At 71.5% G+C, this 15,423-nt stretch carries 15 protein-coding genes and 1 pseudogene; 1 reads left to right on the top strand and 15 read right to left on the bottom strand.

Features of this window, described 5'->3' with window-relative positions; translation table 11 throughout:
• Nucleotide 1: 1 nt before the first annotated feature.
• The 4 genes from mtrA to efeU all read right to left on the bottom strand — a co-directional run bounded on the left by mtrA (nt 2) and on the right by efeU (nt 4,259).
• Nucleotides 2–691 carry an MtrAB system response regulator MtrA gene (mtrA, locus tag ACQP0N_RS05460; RefSeq protein WP_355052014.1) on the bottom strand — a complete coding sequence of 230 codons (690 nt, stop codon included), beginning with the start codon at nt 689–691 and terminating at the stop codon, nt 2–4.
• A gap of 121 nt (nt 692–812) precedes the next feature.
• Nucleotides 813–2,090, bottom strand: a complete 1,278-nt coding sequence (gene efeB, locus ACQP0N_RS05455) for an iron uptake transporter deferrochelatase/peroxidase subunit (protein WP_433118061.1) — start codon at nt 2,088–2,090, stop codon at nt 813–815.
• A gap of 25 nt (nt 2,091–2,115) precedes the next feature.
• A complete protein-coding gene (gene efeO, locus ACQP0N_RS05450) occupies nt 2,116–3,249 on the bottom strand; it encodes an iron uptake system protein EfeO (RefSeq protein ID WP_433118059.1) in 1,134 nt (377 codons plus the stop codon).
• Nucleotides 3,250–3,272: 23 nt separating this feature from the next.
• The gene (gene efeU / locus ACQP0N_RS05445) at nt 3,273–4,259 is read right to left on the bottom strand and encodes an iron uptake transporter permease EfeU (protein ID WP_433118057.1); all 987 of its coding nucleotides are present in this window, start codon (nt 4,257–4,259) and stop codon (nt 3,273–3,275) included.
• Nucleotides 4,260–4,428: 169 nt separating this feature from the next.
• On the opposite strand from efeU, the gene ACQP0N_RS05440 reads away from it, so the two are divergent.
• Nucleotides 4,429–4,578 (top strand): hypothetical protein, encoded by a 150-nt coding sequence (locus tag ACQP0N_RS05440; RefSeq protein WP_355052018.1) that lies wholly within the window; start codon nt 4,429–4,431, stop codon nt 4,576–4,578.
• A 378-nt stretch (nt 4,579–4,956) separates the two neighbouring features.
• Here the strand turns inward: ACQP0N_RS05440 and ahcY are convergent, their stop codons facing one another.
• The 11 genes and pseudogenes from ahcY to ACQP0N_RS05385 form a co-directional block, all read right to left on the bottom strand.
• Nucleotides 4,957–6,456, bottom strand: coding sequence for an adenosylhomocysteinase (gene ahcY, locus ACQP0N_RS05435; protein ID WP_433118055.1), 1,500 nt, complete (start codon nt 6,454–6,456; stop codon nt 4,957–4,959).
• Nucleotides 6,457–6,719: 263 nt separating this feature from the next.
• Nucleotides 6,720–7,883 (bottom strand): mannose-6-phosphate isomerase, class I, encoded by a 1,164-nt coding sequence (manA, locus tag ACQP0N_RS05430; protein WP_433118053.1) that lies wholly within the window; start codon nt 7,881–7,883, stop codon nt 6,720–6,722.
• A 4-nt stretch (nt 7,884–7,887) separates the two neighbouring features.
• Nucleotides 7,888–8,895 carry a cation diffusion facilitator family transporter gene (locus tag ACQP0N_RS05425; protein ID WP_433118051.1) on the bottom strand — a complete coding sequence of 336 codons (1,008 nt, stop codon included), beginning with the start codon at nt 8,893–8,895 and terminating at the stop codon, nt 7,888–7,890.
• A gap of 58 nt (nt 8,896–8,953) precedes the next feature.
• Nucleotides 8,954–10,149: pseudogene (locus tag ACQP0N_RS05420) on the bottom strand (SIS domain-containing protein).
• The gene (locus ACQP0N_RS05415) at nt 10,146–10,331 is read right to left on the bottom strand and encodes a Trm112 family protein (RefSeq protein WP_007455824.1); all 186 of its coding nucleotides are present in this window, start codon (nt 10,329–10,331) and stop codon (nt 10,146–10,148) included. The pseudogene ACQP0N_RS05420 and the gene ACQP0N_RS05415 overlap by 4 nt, the downstream one beginning before the upstream one ends.
• Nucleotides 10,332–10,391: 60 nt before the next feature.
• Entirely contained in the window at nt 10,392–11,777 is a 1,386-nt protein-coding gene (locus tag ACQP0N_RS05410) for a phosphomannomutase/phosphoglucomutase (RefSeq protein ID WP_433118049.1), read from the bottom strand.
• A 69-nt stretch (nt 11,778–11,846) separates the two neighbouring features.
• Nucleotides 11,847–12,914: a hypothetical protein gene (locus tag ACQP0N_RS05405; RefSeq protein WP_355052024.1), complete on the bottom strand. Its 1,068-nt coding sequence runs from the start codon at nt 12,912–12,914 to the stop codon at nt 11,847–11,849.
• Nucleotides 12,915–13,019: 105 nt separating this feature from the next.
• A complete protein-coding gene (gene nfi, locus ACQP0N_RS05400) occupies nt 13,020–13,697 on the bottom strand; it encodes a deoxyribonuclease V (RefSeq protein ID WP_433118047.1) in 678 nt (225 codons plus the stop codon).
• A 126-nt stretch (nt 13,698–13,823) separates the two neighbouring features.
• A complete protein-coding gene (locus ACQP0N_RS05395) occupies nt 13,824–14,075 on the bottom strand; it encodes a hypothetical protein (protein WP_433118045.1) in 252 nt (83 codons plus the stop codon).
• A gap of 83 nt (nt 14,076–14,158) precedes the next feature.
• Nucleotides 14,159–14,815, bottom strand: coding sequence for a tetratricopeptide repeat protein (locus ACQP0N_RS05390; RefSeq protein ID WP_433118043.1), 657 nt, complete (start codon nt 14,813–14,815; stop codon nt 14,159–14,161).
• The gene (locus tag ACQP0N_RS05385) at nt 14,815–15,408 is read right to left on the bottom strand and encodes a DinB family protein (RefSeq protein WP_433118042.1); all 594 of its coding nucleotides are present in this window, start codon (nt 15,406–15,408) and stop codon (nt 14,815–14,817) included. Before ACQP0N_RS05385 ends, ACQP0N_RS05390 begins: the two co-directional genes overlap by 1 nt.
• Nucleotides 15,409–15,423 lie beyond the last annotated feature (15 nt).

Here is a 15,423-nt window from a genome sequence, read left to right as displayed (position 1 = left end):
GCTATCCGGTGCCCGCCTTGTAGCCCACGCCCCGCACGGTGAGGATGATTTCCGGTCGCTCCGGATCTGGCTCGATCTTGGCGCGCAGCCGTTGCACGTGCACGTTGACCAGTCGGGTGTCGGCCGCGTGCCGGTAGCCCCAGACCTGCTCCAGCAGCACCTCGCGGGTGAAGACCTGACGCGGCTTGCGGGCGAGCGCGACCAGCAGGTCGAACTCCAGCGGCGTCAGCTTCACCTCCTCGTCGTTGCGGCTGACGGTGTGGGCGGGCACGTCGATGCTGATCTGGTTGCCGGGCGGCCCGATGGTCAGCATCTCCGGCGCGACGTCCTCGCCGCGGCGCAGCCGGGCCCGCATCCGGGCCACCAGCTCCTTGGGCTTGAACGGCTTGACCACGTAGTCGTCGGCGCCGGATTCGAGACCGAGGACGACGTCCACGGTGTCGCTCTTGGCGGTCAGCATCACGATCGGCACGCCAGACTCGGCACGAATCGACCGGGCCACGTCGATACCACTCATTCCGGGCAACATGAGGTCGAGCAGGACGATGTCCGGACGACTGTCACGAAACGCGGCCAACGCCCGCTCGCCGTCGGCCACGAACGAGGGCAGGAAACCCTCACTGCGCAGCACGATGCCGAGCATCTCGGCGAGTGCGGGGTCGTCGTCGACCACCAGGACCCGGGCTCTCATGGGATTAATATTGCATCCCCGTTCAGTTCGGTGGGACCGGCGTCACCCGGCACGGACAGCCTCATGATCCCCCCTCGACGCGGTCCGCCGCCACCACAGCTCGGACGGGTCGCGTCGCCGGTCAGCCGAAGAGCACCCGGCCCCAGTGGTCGCCACCGTCGCGCACGCCGGGCGGGCAGGCGAACAGACCGCTGGAGACGTGCCGCAGGTACTCGTTCATCACGTCGTGGCGGGCCAACTGGGTCTGGATCGGCACGAACTGCTTGCGCGGGTCCCGCTGGTAGGCGATGAAGAAGAGACCGGCGTCGAGCCGGCCGAGACCGTCCGAGCCGTCGACGAAGTTGTAACCCCGCCGCAGCAGGTGCGCGCCGTTGTTGCGGCTCGGATGGGCGAGGGCGACGTGGGCGTGCTCGGCGATCAGCGGCTTGCCGTCGTCACCGCGCGCCGCGAAGTCCGGCTCGTCGAACTCCTTGCTCCGCCCGAGCGGGGCGCCGCTGCCCTTGGTCCGGCCGACGATCTCCTCCTGCTCGGCCAGCGAGGTCCGGTCCCAGGTCTCCACGAGCATCCGGATCTTGCGGGTGACCAGGTACGACCCGCCCGCCATCCAGTCCGGCCCGTCGCCGGGCTGCACCCACAACTGGTCGCGCAGCAGGTCGGTCTCCTCGGCCTTGAGGTTGGCCGTGCCGTCCTTGAAGCCGAACAGGTTGCGGGCGGTCGCCTGGTCCCGGGAGGTCGACGACGTACGACCGAAACCGAGCTGCGACCAGCGGACGCTGACCACACCCATGCCGATCCGCGCCAGGTTGCGGATCGCGTGCACCGCCACCTGGGGATCGTTGGCGCACGCCTGCACGCACAGGTCGCCACCGGAGATCGGGGCCTGCAACGCGTCGCCGGGGAACTTCGGCAGCTCCGCCAACGCGGCCGGGCGGCGGTCGGCGATGCCGAACCGGTCCCGTCCGTCGGTGTCGCGGAACAGCGTGGGCCCGAAACCGATGGTCAGGGTGAGCTGCGACGGCGGGAGGCCGAGCGCCTCGCCGGTGTCGTCCGGCGGGGCCTCGGGCATCCCGCCGACCGCCCCGAGGACACCGGCGTCCCGGCCGGAGGTCATCCGGGCGGCGGCGGCCGTCCACTCCTCGAGCATCGCGACCAGGCGGGCCCGGTCCTTCGTGATGACGTCGAAGGCGACGAAGTGCAGCCGGTCCTGGGCGGGGGTGACGATGCCGGCCTGGTGCTCGCCGAAGAACGGCACCGCGCCCGCCGGGTGGTCGCTGGCCGCCGCCGGACCACGCGAGTCGCCGACCAGCGCCCCCGCGCCAGCGGCGACGCCCGCGACTCCGGCCACCCCGGCGCCGGCGAGCGTGATAGCCCGCCGACGGGTCAACCTGCGTACGCTCATCGACTCGACTCCCCCTGCGTCCCGGTCACTTGGCGACGACTGCGGCGACCTTGCTGATCGGCTCGGCGAGCGCGTTGATGCCGTCCGAGAGTTCCTTGAGCTCGGCCTTGCTCAACGCGGTGTGCAGCTTCCACCCGTCGCCGTCGCGGTGCTTGCCGAGCTGCGCCTCGACGTTCGCGAACTCGGTGTCGAGCTGCTTGACCAGCTCCGGCGAACGCTGCTCCAGCGCGGGCCGCAGGGCCGACAGGGCCGCCTTGGAACCTTCCAGGTTGGCGGCGAAGTCCCACAGGTCGGTGTGCGAGTAGCGGTCCTCCTCGCCAGTGATCTTGCCGCTGGCGACCTCATCGAGCAGCTCCTTCGCGCCGTTGGCGAGCTGGAGCGGGGACAGCTTCTCGGCGTTGGCCTTCGCCACGATCTCCTTGACGTCGACCAGCAGCCGGTCGGCGATCGGGCCGTCCTTGCTGATGTCGCCGGACTGCCAGAGGTCCTTCTCGATCCGGTGGAAGCCGGTGAACTCCATCCCCTCCTCGATGACCTCCTCGCGGCCGTCGATCTTGGGGTCGAGGTCGCCGAAGATCTCCGCCACCGGCTCGATCCGCTCCCAGTAGGTGCGCGCGACCGGGTACAGCGTCTTGGCCTTCGCCACGTCGCCGGCCTTCACGGCGGCGACGAAATCCTCGGTCTTCTCCAGCAGCGCGCCGGTCTGGCTCTTGACGTAGCGCTGGTAGTTGTCGGTGGCGCCGGCCAGGGCGGCGTCGGCGGTCAGCGGCTGCGCGGACCCGCTGACCTTGAGCGCGCCCCGGATGCCCTTGCCGCTCATGCCCGGCTTGCAGGCCGTCTCGTACGTGCCGGCGGGCAGCTCGACGTGCAGCTCGCGGCTCAACCCGGGGGCGATGTTCTCCACCTCGCCCATCACCCGGTCGCCGGAGGCGTACACGTAGAACTCGGTGACCTTCGCGCCCGAGTTGGTGATCTTGAAGGTGGCCGTTCCGGCGCCGAGGTCGGTCATGGCGACATCGCAGGCCGTGTCAGTGGCCTTGACCACGATCGGGCCGCCCGCCGCGTCGGACTTGTCGGAGTCGGCCTTGGAGCAGGCGGCGACGCCGGCCGTCGCCAGCACGCCGGCAGCGGCCAGCGCGAAGAATCGGGTGGTACGCATCTGTGCGGTCTCTCCTCGTGGGGTCAGGCACGCTGCGGCGCGGATGCCGCCTCTGCCTCGGCGCCGGTGTCGGCCCCGCGTTCGGTGACGGTGGTGGTGGACGGCGACGTGCGCCCGGACGCCTCGACACCGGGCCCCGAGGCCGCGGCCGGCGCCGGCGTGGCGGGTGCCGCCGGGCCCGTCGTGGCCGCTCCCGATGCCGGGGTACGGCGGGTCGGGCGCAGGAAGAGCAGCAGGACGGGAACGGCGTACCCGATCCAGGCGATGGTCTCGAGCACGGTGGGCGCGGGGGTCACGTTGAACATGCCGGCCAGCAACGCCGCGTACCAGGTGCTCGGGTCGAGCACGGCGGTGATGTCGAACGCCAGGTCGCCGAGGCCGGGCAGGACACCGGCCTCCTGGAAGTCGTGCACGCCGTACTTGAGGATGCCGGCGGCGACCAGGATCAGCAGCGCGCCGGTCCAGGTGAAGAACTTGCTGAGGTTGATCTTGAGGGCGCTGGCGTAGAGCAGCACGCCGAGGACCACGGCGGTGACGATGCCGCCGATGAGCGCGAGCAGCGGTCCGCTGTCCCCGGCCGCGCCCTGAGCCGCGGAGTAGAAGATCAGTGCGGTCTCCAGGCCCTCGCGGATCACGGCGAGGAAGGCCATCCCCGCGACGGCGAGCGACCCGACGGCGAGCGCCTCGGTCAGCTTGCCGCGGAGTTCACCCGCGATGGTGCGGGCCGCCTTGCGCATCCAGAAAATCATCCAGGTGACGAACACCACGGCGGCGACGGAGGTGATCGCCTCGAACAACTCGCGATCCTCGGAACGCGCCAGCAGTGAGGTCGAGGTGTACTCGATGAGCCAGCCGAACAGCACGGAGAGCGCTACGGCCAGGCCGACGCCCGCCCACACCTGGGGCAACCGGTCCCGGCGCTGCGACTTCACCAGGAAGGCGACCAGGATGCTGACCACCAGGGTCGCTTCCAGGCCCTCCCGCAGGCCGATCAGGTAGGTGGCGAACATCCCCGCTCCGTGTTCATTAGGCACGTCTTCACTAACTTAGGGCAGCCATACCTTCCTCCTGTTCACAGGCCTCGTCAAGTTGTTCATGGCAAGCTCACTCTCCCCGTGACCTGGTCTTCGACGACCGGCCGCATACCGTTCACCGTCCGACCGTGCGAGGATCCCCGTCGTGAAAGCCTTCCTGCCATGGCTGGCGGTGCTGGCCGTGGTGCTGCTGCTCAGCGCGCTACGCCAGCGAACCCTGGCCACCGTCGTGTCGCTCGGCTGGCTGGCCTGGTGCGCCTGGACCTGGCTACGCCCCACCCGCCGCCGCAACTAACCCGCGCCCCGCGCCCCGCGCCCCGCGCCCCGCGCCCCGCGCCCCGCGCCCCGCGCCCCGCGCCCCGCGCCCCGCGCCCCGCGCCCCGCGCCCCGCGCCCCACGCCAAGATCGTGCTCGAACCAGGAAGTAGTGGCCTCCCCGCCGCGCCAACACCACTACAACAACGTTCAGGCACGATCTTGAGCCCCGAGATCGACCTCGACGCCGAGCCAACGGAACGCTCCCGCCGATCTTGCGGTTCCTGTTGTCGATATGAGCGCGATTGCCGCTTAAGTCGCCGCAGAAAGTGCAAGATCGCGGGACCGGGCATGGAGCGGGGGCGGGAACGACGAACCGGGCCGGCTGCTCGCAGCCGGCCCGGTTCAGCAGAGCTTGATCAGTAGCGGTAGTGGTCCGGCTTGAACGGGCCCTCGGGGGACACGCCCAGGTACGCGGCCTGCTCCTTGGTGAGGGTGCTCAGCTTCGCGCCCAGCGCACCGAGGTGCAGGCGGGCCACCTTCTCGTCCAGGTGCTTGGGCAGCACGTAGACGCCGATCGGGTACTCCTCGGTCTTGGTGAACAGCTCGATCTGGGCGATCGTCTGGTTGGCGAACGAGTTCGACATGACGAAGCTCGGGTGCCCGGTGGCGTTGCCCAGGTTCAGCAGACGCCCCTCGGAGAGCACGATGACGGCGTGCCCGTCGGCGAAGCGCCACAGGTCGACCTGCGGCTTGATGTTGACCCGCTCGACATCGGAGCGCTTGGCCAGGCCGGCCATGTCGATCTCGTTGTCGAAGTGGCCGATGTTGCCGACGATGGCCTGGTGCTTCATCCGGGCCATGTGCTCGTTGGTGATGACGTCGAAGCAGCCGGTGGCGGTGATGAAGATGTCCGCCTGCTCGACAACGTCGTCCAGGGTGGCGACCTGGTAGCCGTCCATCGCCGCCTGCAGGGCGCAGATCGGGTCGACCTCGGTCACCACGACCCGGGCGCCCTGACCGCGCAGCGACTCGGCGCAGCCCTTGCCCACGTCGCCGTAGCCCATGACCACGGCCATCTTGCCGCCGATCAGCACGTCGGTGGCCCGGTTGATGCCGTCGATCAGCGAGTGCCGGCAGCCGTACTTGTTGTCGAACTTGCTCTTGGTGACCGAGTCGTTGACGTTGATGGCCGGGAAGAGCAGCGTGCCGGCGCGGTGCATCTCGTAGAGGCGGTGCACGCCGGTGGTGGTCTCCTCGGTCACGCCCTTGATGCCGGCCGCGATCCCGGTCCAGCGCTGGCCGTCCTCGCCCAGCGAGCGGTGCAGCAGCTCGAGGATGACCGCGTACTCCTCGGAGTCGGCGGACTCGACCGGCGGCACGACGCCGGCCTTCTCGAACTCGGCGCCCTTGTGCACGAGCAGGGTGGCGTCACCGCCGTCGTCGAGGATCATGTTGGGCCCCTGGCCGTCCGGCCAGAGGAGCACCTGCTCGGTGCACCACCAGTACTCGGGCAGCGTCTCGCCCTTCCAGGCGTACACCGGAACGCCGGCAGGGGCGTCGGGGGTGCCGTCCGGGCCGACGACGATCGCGGCGGCGGCGTGGTCCTGGGTGGAGAAGATGTTGCAGGACGCCCAGCGGACCTGCGCGCCGAGGGCGACCAGCGTCTCGATCAGGACGGCGGTCTGGATGGTCATGTGCAGCGAGCCGGTGATCCGCGCGCCGGCGAGCGGCTGCGCCTCGGCGAACTCCCGCCGGATCGCCATCAGGCCGGGCATCTCGTGCTCGGCGAGCTGGATCTCCTTGCGCCCGAACTCGGCGAGCGACAGATCCGCCACCTTGAAGTCGCCCTCGGCGAGCGTGCTCGGCCGGGCCTCGGACGGCGTACCGCTGGCGGCCGCCGGGAGGGTGCTGGTCATGAAAGCTCCTGTCGAACGATGTCTGCGCCGATCCTCCACCTTACGCGCGCCAGCGACGGCCGCCGGGGGACGGGCGGCGGACAGCGCACGGGGCGGTCGGTGGTGGACAGACCCGCTGCCCACCTCCGCCCGCCCCGCGCATCCCCCCGGTTTGGTTCCCCGCACGTTGCCGGACCGTCGTCGCGATAACGCTGCGTACTCATAGAGTCACACTCAGGCAAAGCTGAGTCAAGCTATTCCGGGAAAGTCGGACTTGTGTCGGGTCAGCGTAGGCCCGACGTCGCCACGTACGCCTCGCCGTCACCGCTGATCCGCAGCGGCTCGCCGGCCGCCGTGCCGATCGCCGCCTGGCCGGACGTCAATGTCAGAGCGCCCGCCCCGTCATCGACCGTCACCGTGCCCGCGCCGCAGAGCACCACCCGGGGACCGGGCAGAGCCAGGGTGGCCTCCGGCACGTCCGCGCCGACCCGCACCCGGTGCAACGCGAAGTCGTCCACCGGCACCGCCCAACAGTCCACCCCCGGAGCGACAGGTCGGGCGGCACGGACCGGCTCGTCGAGCACCTCGAAGCGCAGCACCCGCACCAACTCGTCCACGTCGACCCGCTTCGGGGTGAGACCACCGCGCAGCACGTTGTCGCTGGCCGCCATGATCTCGACGCCGCAGCCGCTCAGGTACGCGTGCAGGTTGCCGGCGGGCATCCAGATCCCCTCCCCCGGCACCAGCCGCACGTGGTGCAGCAACAGGGCCACCAGCACCCCCGGGTCGCCCGGATAGGCCTTCGCCAGCCGGTGGGCCAACTCGGCGTCCGGGCCGTCGGCCGCCGACGCCAGGACGGCCCGCAGCAGCCCGTCGCGCTCCGCGACCGGCCAGCCGAGCAGCGTCCCCACCGCCGTGCGCAGGCCCGCCGGGCCGGTGCGCAGCGCGTCGACCACGGGCCCCAACTCGGGTACGCCGAACGCGGCGAGCGCCTCGGCCGACTCCACCGGATCGCGGAAGCCGCACAGCGCCTCGAAGGGGGTGAGCGCGACCAACAACTCCGGCTTGTGGTGCGGGTCGGTGTAGTTGCGCTCCTCGGGAGGAAGATCCGCCTCGGCGGCGAACCCCGCCCGGGCCTGCTCGGCATCCGGATGGGCCTGCAGGCTCAGCGGCGAGTCGGCGGCGAGGACCTTGAGCAGGAACGGGAGCCGGCTGCCGAAACGGCCGGCCACCCGTTGGCCCAGCCACTGCCCCGGCTCGTCGCGTACCAGGTCACAGAGGCTCACCCGGGCTCCGGCGCGCTCCACGCTGGCCGGGGCGCCGGGGTGGGCGCCCAACCACAGCTCCGCCTCCGGGCCGGGGCTGGGCACCGGTCGCCCCTGCAACAGCGCGATGGCGGAGCGGGACCCCCAGGCATAGTCCCGGATCGGTCCGTACAGCGGTTCCACCGTCTCAGACCCCGGGCCGTCCGACCGCCTCGCCCGCGGACTCCTCCGGCTGCGGTACGGCGGTGTCGGCAGCGGCGCCGGTGCCGGCCTTGGCGGCGGCGACGCTGTAGATGTCCGGCTCCAGGTAGATCACCCGGGCGATCGGCACGGCGGTACGGATGCGCGCCTCAACCGCGTTGATGCCGCGGGCCAGGTCGTGCGCGCTCTCGCAGGCCGGTACGCCGATCTTCGCGGCCACCATCAGCTCTTCCGGGCCCAGGTAGAGCGTCTTCATGTGGATGATCTGCTCCACCTCGGGGCCCTCGGTGATGGCCCGCTCGATGGCCGCCAGGTCCTGCTGTTCGGCACCCTCACCGAGGAGCAGGCTCTTGGTCTCGATGGCCAGCACGATGGCGATGACCACCAGCAGCACGCCGATCATCGCGGTGCCGGCGGCGTCCCACCGACCGTCGCCGGTGGCCAGGGTCATGCCGACGCCGAACAGCGCGAAGACCAGACCGACCAGGGCGCCGAAGTCCTCCAGCAGCACCACCGGCAGCTCCGGCGCCTTGGCCCGCCGGATGAAACGCACCCAGGACTGCTTGCCCCGGATGTGGTTGGACTCCTTGATCGCCGTCCGGAAGGAGAACGACTCCATGGCGATCGCCGCCAGCAGCACCGCCACCGGAAGCCACTGCCACTCGGTGATGCCGTGCGGATCCGACCACTTGTGGTACGCCTCGTAGAGGGCGAACAGTCCACCGATGCTGAACAGCACGATCGACACGATGAACGCGTAGATGTAGCGCTCCCGGCCGTACCCGAACGGGTGTTCCGGCGTGGCCGCGCGCTTCGCCCGCTTGCCACCGAGCAGCAGCAGACCCTGGTTGCCGGAGTCGGCCACCGAGTGGACCGCCTCGGCCAGCATCGACGAGGACCCGGAGAGCAGGAACGCGATGAACTTGGTGACGGCGATGCCGACATTGGCCAGCAGGGCGGCGACGATCGCCTTCGTCCCGCCGTTCGCGCTCACGCCGCCACTCCGTTTCGGGTGGTGGTGACGTTCGTGCCGCGCCGCCCCCTGCTTTCGTTCACTGGTTCGACAGCTCCTTCATCTCGGTGATGGCCGGTACGGCCATCGGGTCCAACCCGTGTGCCAGAGCAAGATAGATCGAGGCGAAGTCCGGTACGGCGATCAGCGAGGCCAGCCGCTCCAGAGCCGACCCGCCCTCGGCGGTCACCACGTCGCACCGCACGCCACGGCGCTCGGCGAGGGTCTGCACCGCGTCCGCGCGGCGCTCCTCGACGGCGAGCGGCTCGTCCGTGTCGTCGTCGGCGTTGAGCCCACCGTCGCGCAGCAGCACCAGCCGCAGCCGGGTGCCCTCGCCGTCGTCCTCCGACGGGTCGGCGAAGATGTCCCGCTCCCCTCGGCCAGGCCGCCGAAGACGCCGTCCAGCAGCCCGACCCGCCCCCGCCCGGCCTCGCCCAGCGCGCCGGTGACCACCGGGTAGCGGGCGTTCGCGGACAGGGTGTCGCCGAACCGGCGGGCCGCCACGGTCGCCAGCGGCGACGAGCCCCACACGATCGGGATCGAGCCGGCCAGGCCCAGCGCCAACGACTTGGCCGGGTTGACGAACGACTCGGCGGTGGACCGGCAGCGGTCGGCGTCCGCGTCGAGCCGGGCCGCCGTCTCCGCCAGGTCCGCCTCGTTGACCTTCACCAGGCCGAGCGACCGCGCCGCCAGCAGGACCGGCACGGTGAGCGCCCAGAGGCTGGCCCGGGCCGGCGCCCGTCGGGGCACCGGGATGAACGGCGCCCGGGCCCGCTCGGCCACCGACTGCAACTGCGAGTCCGGTGCGCCCACCGCGACCAGTCGAGCGCCGCGTCGGTGCGCGGCCTCGGCGGCGCCGAGCGCCTCCGGGCTGCGACCCGACGCGCTCACCGCGATCACCACGTCGGCGGCGCCCACCCAACCGGGTACGCCCGAGCTGCGGTGCCCGATGATCGGGACCGGGCAGCGCGGCCCGGCGACCGTGGCCAGCACGTCACCGGTACGCCCGGCCGTGCCGATGCCGGCGATCACCACGGCCCGGGGCCGCCCGTCGTCGGCCAGCACCGCGAGGTTCGCCTCGGCGGCCAGCGCCGCGCTCTCGCGTACCTGGGCGCCACCCGAGGCGGTGTGCCGCAGCATGTCGCCCGGGTCGTGCTCGGCCAGCGCGTTCGGGTTGTCGAGCAGGGCCTCGTCGGCGTCGCGCCGACCGCTCACCCCGGCCGTACCGTCGATCATGACTGCTGCCCGGGGCCGCCACGCGCCTCGTCGAGGAGCAGCACCGGCACGTCGTCGCGGACCTCGAAGATCCGACCGCACTCCGTGCAGGTCAACGTCTGCGCCTCCGCGTCGTAGGTCAGCGGGGCGTGGTGCGTGTCCGGGCAGGCGAGGATCTCGAGCAACTGCGGATCCAGGGCCATGGCACGGCTCCTTCCACGAGTGCGGGTCACCGACGGCGGTGCCGACCGGCGCAGGCGATCTTATCGGCGAACGCGGTCGAGCACCTCGTCCCGGAGCGAGACCATCCGCTCGCGGGTGGGCGCCTCGACGTTGAGCCGCAGCAGCGGCTCGGTGTTGGAGGCACGCAGGTTGAACCACGCGCCGTCTTCGAAGCGCAGCGTCAGCCCGTCCATCTCGTCGGTCGTCGCGTCCGGGTACGCGGCCCGCACGTCGGCCACCGCCGCGGCCTGGTCGACGACCGTCGAGTTGATCTCGCCGGAGGCGACGTAGCGCTCGTACTCGCCGGCCAGCACGGACAGCGGCAGCGACTGCTCGCCCAGGGCGGCCAGTGTGTGCATCGCGGCGAGCATCCCGGTGTCGGCGAACCAGAAGTCCCGGAAGTAGTAGTGGGCGGAGTGCTCCCCGCCGAAGACGGCGTTGGTGCGGGCCATCTCCGCCTTGATGAAGGAGTGCCCGACCCGGGCCACCACCGGCTCCCCACCGTGCTCACGGATGATCTCCGCGACCGCGCTTGAGGTGATCAGACCGTGGATCACCGTGGAGCCCGGGTGCTTGGCCAGCTCCCGCGCCGCGACCAGCGCGGTGATCGCCGACGGCGAGACCGGCTCGCCGCGCTCGTCGACCACGAAGCACCGGTCGGCGTCGCCGTCGAAGGCCAGGCCGATGTCGGCGCCGTGCTCGACCACGGCGCGCTGGAGGTCGACCAGGTTCGCCGGGTCCAGCGGGTTCGCCTCGTGGTTGGGGAAGCTGCCGTCCAGCTCGAAGTAGAGCGGCACGATCTCCAGCGGCAGGGCCGACAGGGCGGCCTCGCCGAGCACGGTGGGGACGGTGTAGCCACCCATTCCGTTGCCGGCGTCGACCACCACCTTCAACGGCCGGATGCCGGAGAGGTCGACCAGCTTGCGCAGGTACGCGGCGTAGTCGGGGAGCAGGTCGCGCCGCTCGGCCGGCCGGCTCGGCTCGCCCGCCGGGCGGGACGCCCCCGAGTCCAGCATCGCCTGCGCCCGGTCACGGATCTCCGTCAAGCCGCTGTCCTGGCCGATCGGCCGGGCGCCGGAGCGGCACATCTTGATGCCGTTGTACTGAGCCGGGTTGTGACTGGCCGTGAACATCGCTCCGGGCAGGCCGAGCGAACCGGAGGCGAAGTAGAGCAGGTCGGTGGAGGCGAGCCCGATCTCGATCACCGAGCGCCCCTCGGCCCGTACCCCGGCGGCGAAGGCGGCCGCCAGGCCGGGCGAGCTGGCGCGCATGTCGTACCCGACGACGACGGCGTCACCGGGCTCGTCAGTGGCGTTGAGCAGCTGGGTGAAGGCGGCCCCGAGCGCCTCGGCGACCCGTTCGTCCCACTGGTCCGGCACCGTCCCTCGGACGTCGTACGCCTTCACGATCTGGGACAGATCAGACACTAGTTCCGCTCCTTGGCCGCAGGTTTCCAACGAACCTGAGCGTATCGGAGCGACCGGGCCGCGCCCCGCTCAGCCGGGGAGCCGGGGCATGAACACGGTGCGGTCGCCGCCGTCCGGGTCGTCCGGCCGGGGCCGAGCACCCGGATCGCCGGGGGCGCCGGGCATGACCTGAGTGGCGTCCGGCATGACCTGAGTGGCGTCCGGCGAGGGCGTGGCGGGTCGTGCCCCGTAGACGCCGCCGGGGGCGGGTCGCGGAACGGGCACCGCCGGTGGCTGCTGGCCGTACACCGGGCCGGGGTGACCGGGCACGGCCGGCGACCCACCACCGGCGCGGTAGGTGGTCCCACCGGGGTTGCCCGGCAGCGGGCCGGGCTCGTCGGTCGGCGTGCGGTCCTGCCGGGAACGGCGGACCAGCAGCACGATCAACAGCACACCCACCGCCACCATCGCGATGCCGAAGAACATGATCGGCGAACCACCACCACCGGACTCGGCGGCCACCGCCGTCGTCGAGGGTGCGACGGAGGCCGGGCCCAGTGCGGCCGGGTCCACCACCTCGCCCGCCGCCGCGACCTCGGTCGGGGTCGGGGTCGGGGTCGGGGTGGGCTTCTTCGACGGCGTCGGCGTGGGCGACGGGGAAAGCCGCCCGGCGACCTTGGCCGTGTCGCTGCCCTGCCCCAACTGCTGTCCGGCGGCGGTGAGACCCACACCGGTCACGGAGAGCCGACCCCCCGGCGTGCCGGCGGCGAACGCCACCCGGTACCGCACGGTGATGCCCTTGCCCTTGCACAACGTCGGCTTGGCCGGCGAGGTCTGCGCGGTCGTCACGTTGCCACCGCCACCGGACACACCCACCGGGAACCAGCGTCCGCCCGCGTTGACCTGGACCGCCACCTGATCCGGCTGAAGACCCTCAAGGCTCAGACCCAGAGCGGTACGCAGCAGGACGCATCCCTCGGAGCGCTTGCGCACCGCGACGTTCACTCCCTGAGGGGAACCTCCGGCGGCGAAGCTGCTGGCCGCACCCACACGGACCGAGTCCTCGTCGGCCAGCGCGGGTGACGCACCGAGCATCACCAGGCCGACCAACAGACCGCAGACCGTCGCGAGCCGTGCGGCACGTCGACGCAGCGTCATGATCACCTCACCGTTCCTCCCCGGGTGGGGTCCGCCGGACAGGCTACTACCGGGCCACTCCCACCACCGGTCATAGAGCGGTCGGTATGTGTGCGGCGTTACGGTCTACGACCCGTTTCCGGCCCCGGCGAGAGCCTCGCGGCAGAGCCGGTCGGCGGTGCGCGTCGTCTCGGGAAGGCGATAGCGCGGAGTCAACGCGAGCACCCGGGCAGTGGCGTTCTCCAGACTCACCCGGTGCCCGACGCTCACGAAGACCGGCTTGACTCCGTCCCGGGTACGCAGCACCCGGCCGAGCACCTCACCCCCGTCGCGCAGCGCCGACCAGGCGCCCCGCTCGGCGGCCGGGGCTTCCCACTCGCCGACCAGCGGCGTCTTGCCCACTCCGATCGCGGGCAGGCCGGTGACCACCCCGAGGTGACAAGCCAGCCCGAACCGGCGCGGATGCGCCACCCCGTGCCCGTCACAGACGAGCAGGTCCGGAACGGTCTTCAACGCGTCCAGGGCGGCGAGCAGAGCCGGCGCCTCGCGGAAGGCGAACAACCCCGGCACGTAGTCGAACGCGGGCCGACCCAGGCTGACCGCCGAATCCACCACGGCCAGCGTCCGAGCATCCAACACGGTCACGGCCGCCGCGAGGAGGTCACCGCTCTCGGCGTACGCCACGTCCAGGCCGGCCACCGTCTCCGGCGCGAGCGGGCCGGGCCCGACCAGGTCGACCAGGGGCCGCAACTCCTCCTGTACGGCCACCGCCTCCGCGACCGAGCGCGGAGTCCGGGTCAGCACCGCCCTTGATCCACTCGATTTCGGCGATGTCGCGCTATCCCGCGCCCCCGGACGCCCCGAGATCGGCGATGTCGAGTCGATCACGCTCGGCGACTCCATACCGGTCACCTCGTCGCCCGACCTGCCCTAGCGGGAAGACCGACTCGCGTCGCCGTCCTCGGCCGGAGTCGACGCCTCGGCAGGCTCCCCATCGGCACCGTCGTCGACCCGCCTCCGGGTGGCACCGAACGCGACACCGACGACGACCGCCATGGCGACACCGAACGCCACCCCTCCCTTCGGGCCGAACGAGGGGATACCGATCGCCAGGCCGAACAGGAGGCCGACCGCCCACGCCCAGAAACCGGAGCTGCTGCTGCCCGTAGTGGATCTCGCCATGGAGCGATGTTAATAAACACGGTCAACCGCCGTTCGGCGCTACGGAAAGGGCCGCGCCGCGCACCGGTGCGCCCACAGGGTGCTCAGGCGAGCTTCAGCTCGTCGCGGGCCTCGTCGATCCACCGGACGATGCCGTACGCGCCGCTGCTGGCAGCCAGTGACGTGGCCTCGTCGAGCAGGCCACGGGCGGCGTCCCGGTCACCGCCGCTCGCCGCCAGGTCCGCCAGACCGATCAGATTCGCCGCCACCCCCGGCGTGAAGGACAACTTCCGGCGCAACCGCGTCGACTCCTCCAGCAACTCCCGCGCCGCCTCGACCCGGCCGGCGGCCTGCTCGCCGAAGCAGAGGTGCCGCAACACGTACGAGAGGGTCAGCTCGTCCCCCGCCTCCGTCGCCAACTCACGCGCCCGCGCGAAGGCCGGATCGGCGGCGGCCTGGTCCTGCCGGATCACCTGGTGGACCGTGCCCACCCAGAACAGCGCCTCACCCTCGCCACGGGCGTCGCCCACCTCGCGGTAGAGCTGCGCGGCCCGCTCGAAGAGCGACAGCTCAGCCGCGTCCTCCGCGCCGGTCTCGAGGAAACGGGCGTGCAACAGCCGTCCACGAGCCAGGGCCGTGTCCGCCTCCACCGCGACGAGATCCCGCTCGGCCTCGTCCAACGACGTGCCGTCACCGCCGAAGACCGCCTGCTCGTAGCGCTCCCGCGCCCGCGTCAACCGGACGTCGAACCCCTCGGCCATCACTGACCCACCCTTCCGTCGATACGCTCGCGCAGGAGATCGGCGTGGCCATTGTGCCGCGCGTACTCCTCGATCATGTGCACCAGAAGCCTGCGCAGCACGATGACGTTGCCGTCGCGTTGCCGCCCCTGCACGTCGAGATCCGCAGCCTCGTTGACGAACTGCTCGGAGAACGCCACCTCCGCACGCCAGGCCCGGTACGCCTCGTCGACCACCGCCGGGTCGGCGACCGCGCCGTCGAAGTCGCCGTCCGGATCGTCGTCCGAGCAGTACCTCTGGGGTGCCGCCTGGCCGGCCATCGTCCTGCGGAACCAGCCGCGCTCCACCTCGGCCAGGTGACGGATCAACCCGAGCAGCGACATCGTCGACGGTGGCACCGACCGCCGGGCCAACTGCTCAGCGTTCAGGCCGTCGCACTTCAACTCGAAGGTGAGGCGTTGGTCGCGCAGGTACTCGACGAGAACGGCCCGCTCGTCTGCGAAGTTACCGTCCGAGCGTGGGTCGTCGTCCGGATGGACGAACAGGTACGACCAACCGAAGGTCCGCGTGGGTTCGCCGCCGGAGGTCGCCTCCTCGTCGCGTGAATCAGCCATACGGCGACTCTCGTC

Source organism: Micromonospora sp. CA-246542, from assembly GCF_050942905.1.
Lineage (GTDB): Bacteria > Actinomycetota > Actinomycetes > Mycobacteriales > Micromonosporaceae > Micromonospora.
The sequence above is the reverse complement of the archived record's forward strand: the minus strand, read 5'-3'. Positions and strand labels throughout refer to the sequence as shown.

Coding starts and splice junctions, on each gene's coding strand:
- mtrA (WP_355052014.1), bottom strand. CDS start 691: ATGAGAGCCCGGGTCCTGGTGGTCGACGACGACCCCGCACTCGCCGAG.
- efeB (WP_433118061.1), bottom strand. CDS start 2,090: ATGAGCGTACGCAGGTTGACCCGTCGGCGGGCTATCACGCTCGCCGGC.
- efeO (WP_433118059.1), bottom strand. CDS start 3,249: ATGCGTACCACCCGATTCTTCGCGCTGGCCGCTGCCGGCGTGCTGGCG.
- efeU (WP_433118057.1), bottom strand. CDS start 4,259: ATGTTCGCCACCTACCTGATCGGCCTGCGGGAGGGCCTGGAAGCGACC.
- ahcY (WP_433118055.1), bottom strand. CDS start 6,456: ATGACCAGCACCCTCCCGGCGGCCGCCAGCGGTACGCCGTCCGAGGCC.
- ACQP0N_RS05415 (WP_007455824.1), bottom strand. CDS start 10,331: ATGGCCCTGGATCCGCAGTTGCTCGAGATCCTCGCCTGCCCGGACACG.
- ACQP0N_RS05405 (WP_355052024.1), bottom strand. CDS start 12,914: ATGACGCTGCGTCGACGTGCCGCACGGCTCGCGACGGTCTGCGGTCTG.
- ACQP0N_RS05395 (WP_433118045.1), bottom strand. CDS start 14,075: ATGGCGAGATCCACTACGGGCAGCAGCAGCTCCGGTTTCTGGGCGTGG.
- ACQP0N_RS05390 (WP_433118043.1), bottom strand. CDS start 14,815: ATGGCCGAGGGGTTCGACGTCCGGTTGACGCGGGCGCGGGAGCGCTAC.
- ACQP0N_RS05385 (WP_433118042.1), bottom strand. CDS start 15,408: ATGGCTGATTCACGCGACGAGGAGGCGACCTCCGGCGGCGAACCCACG.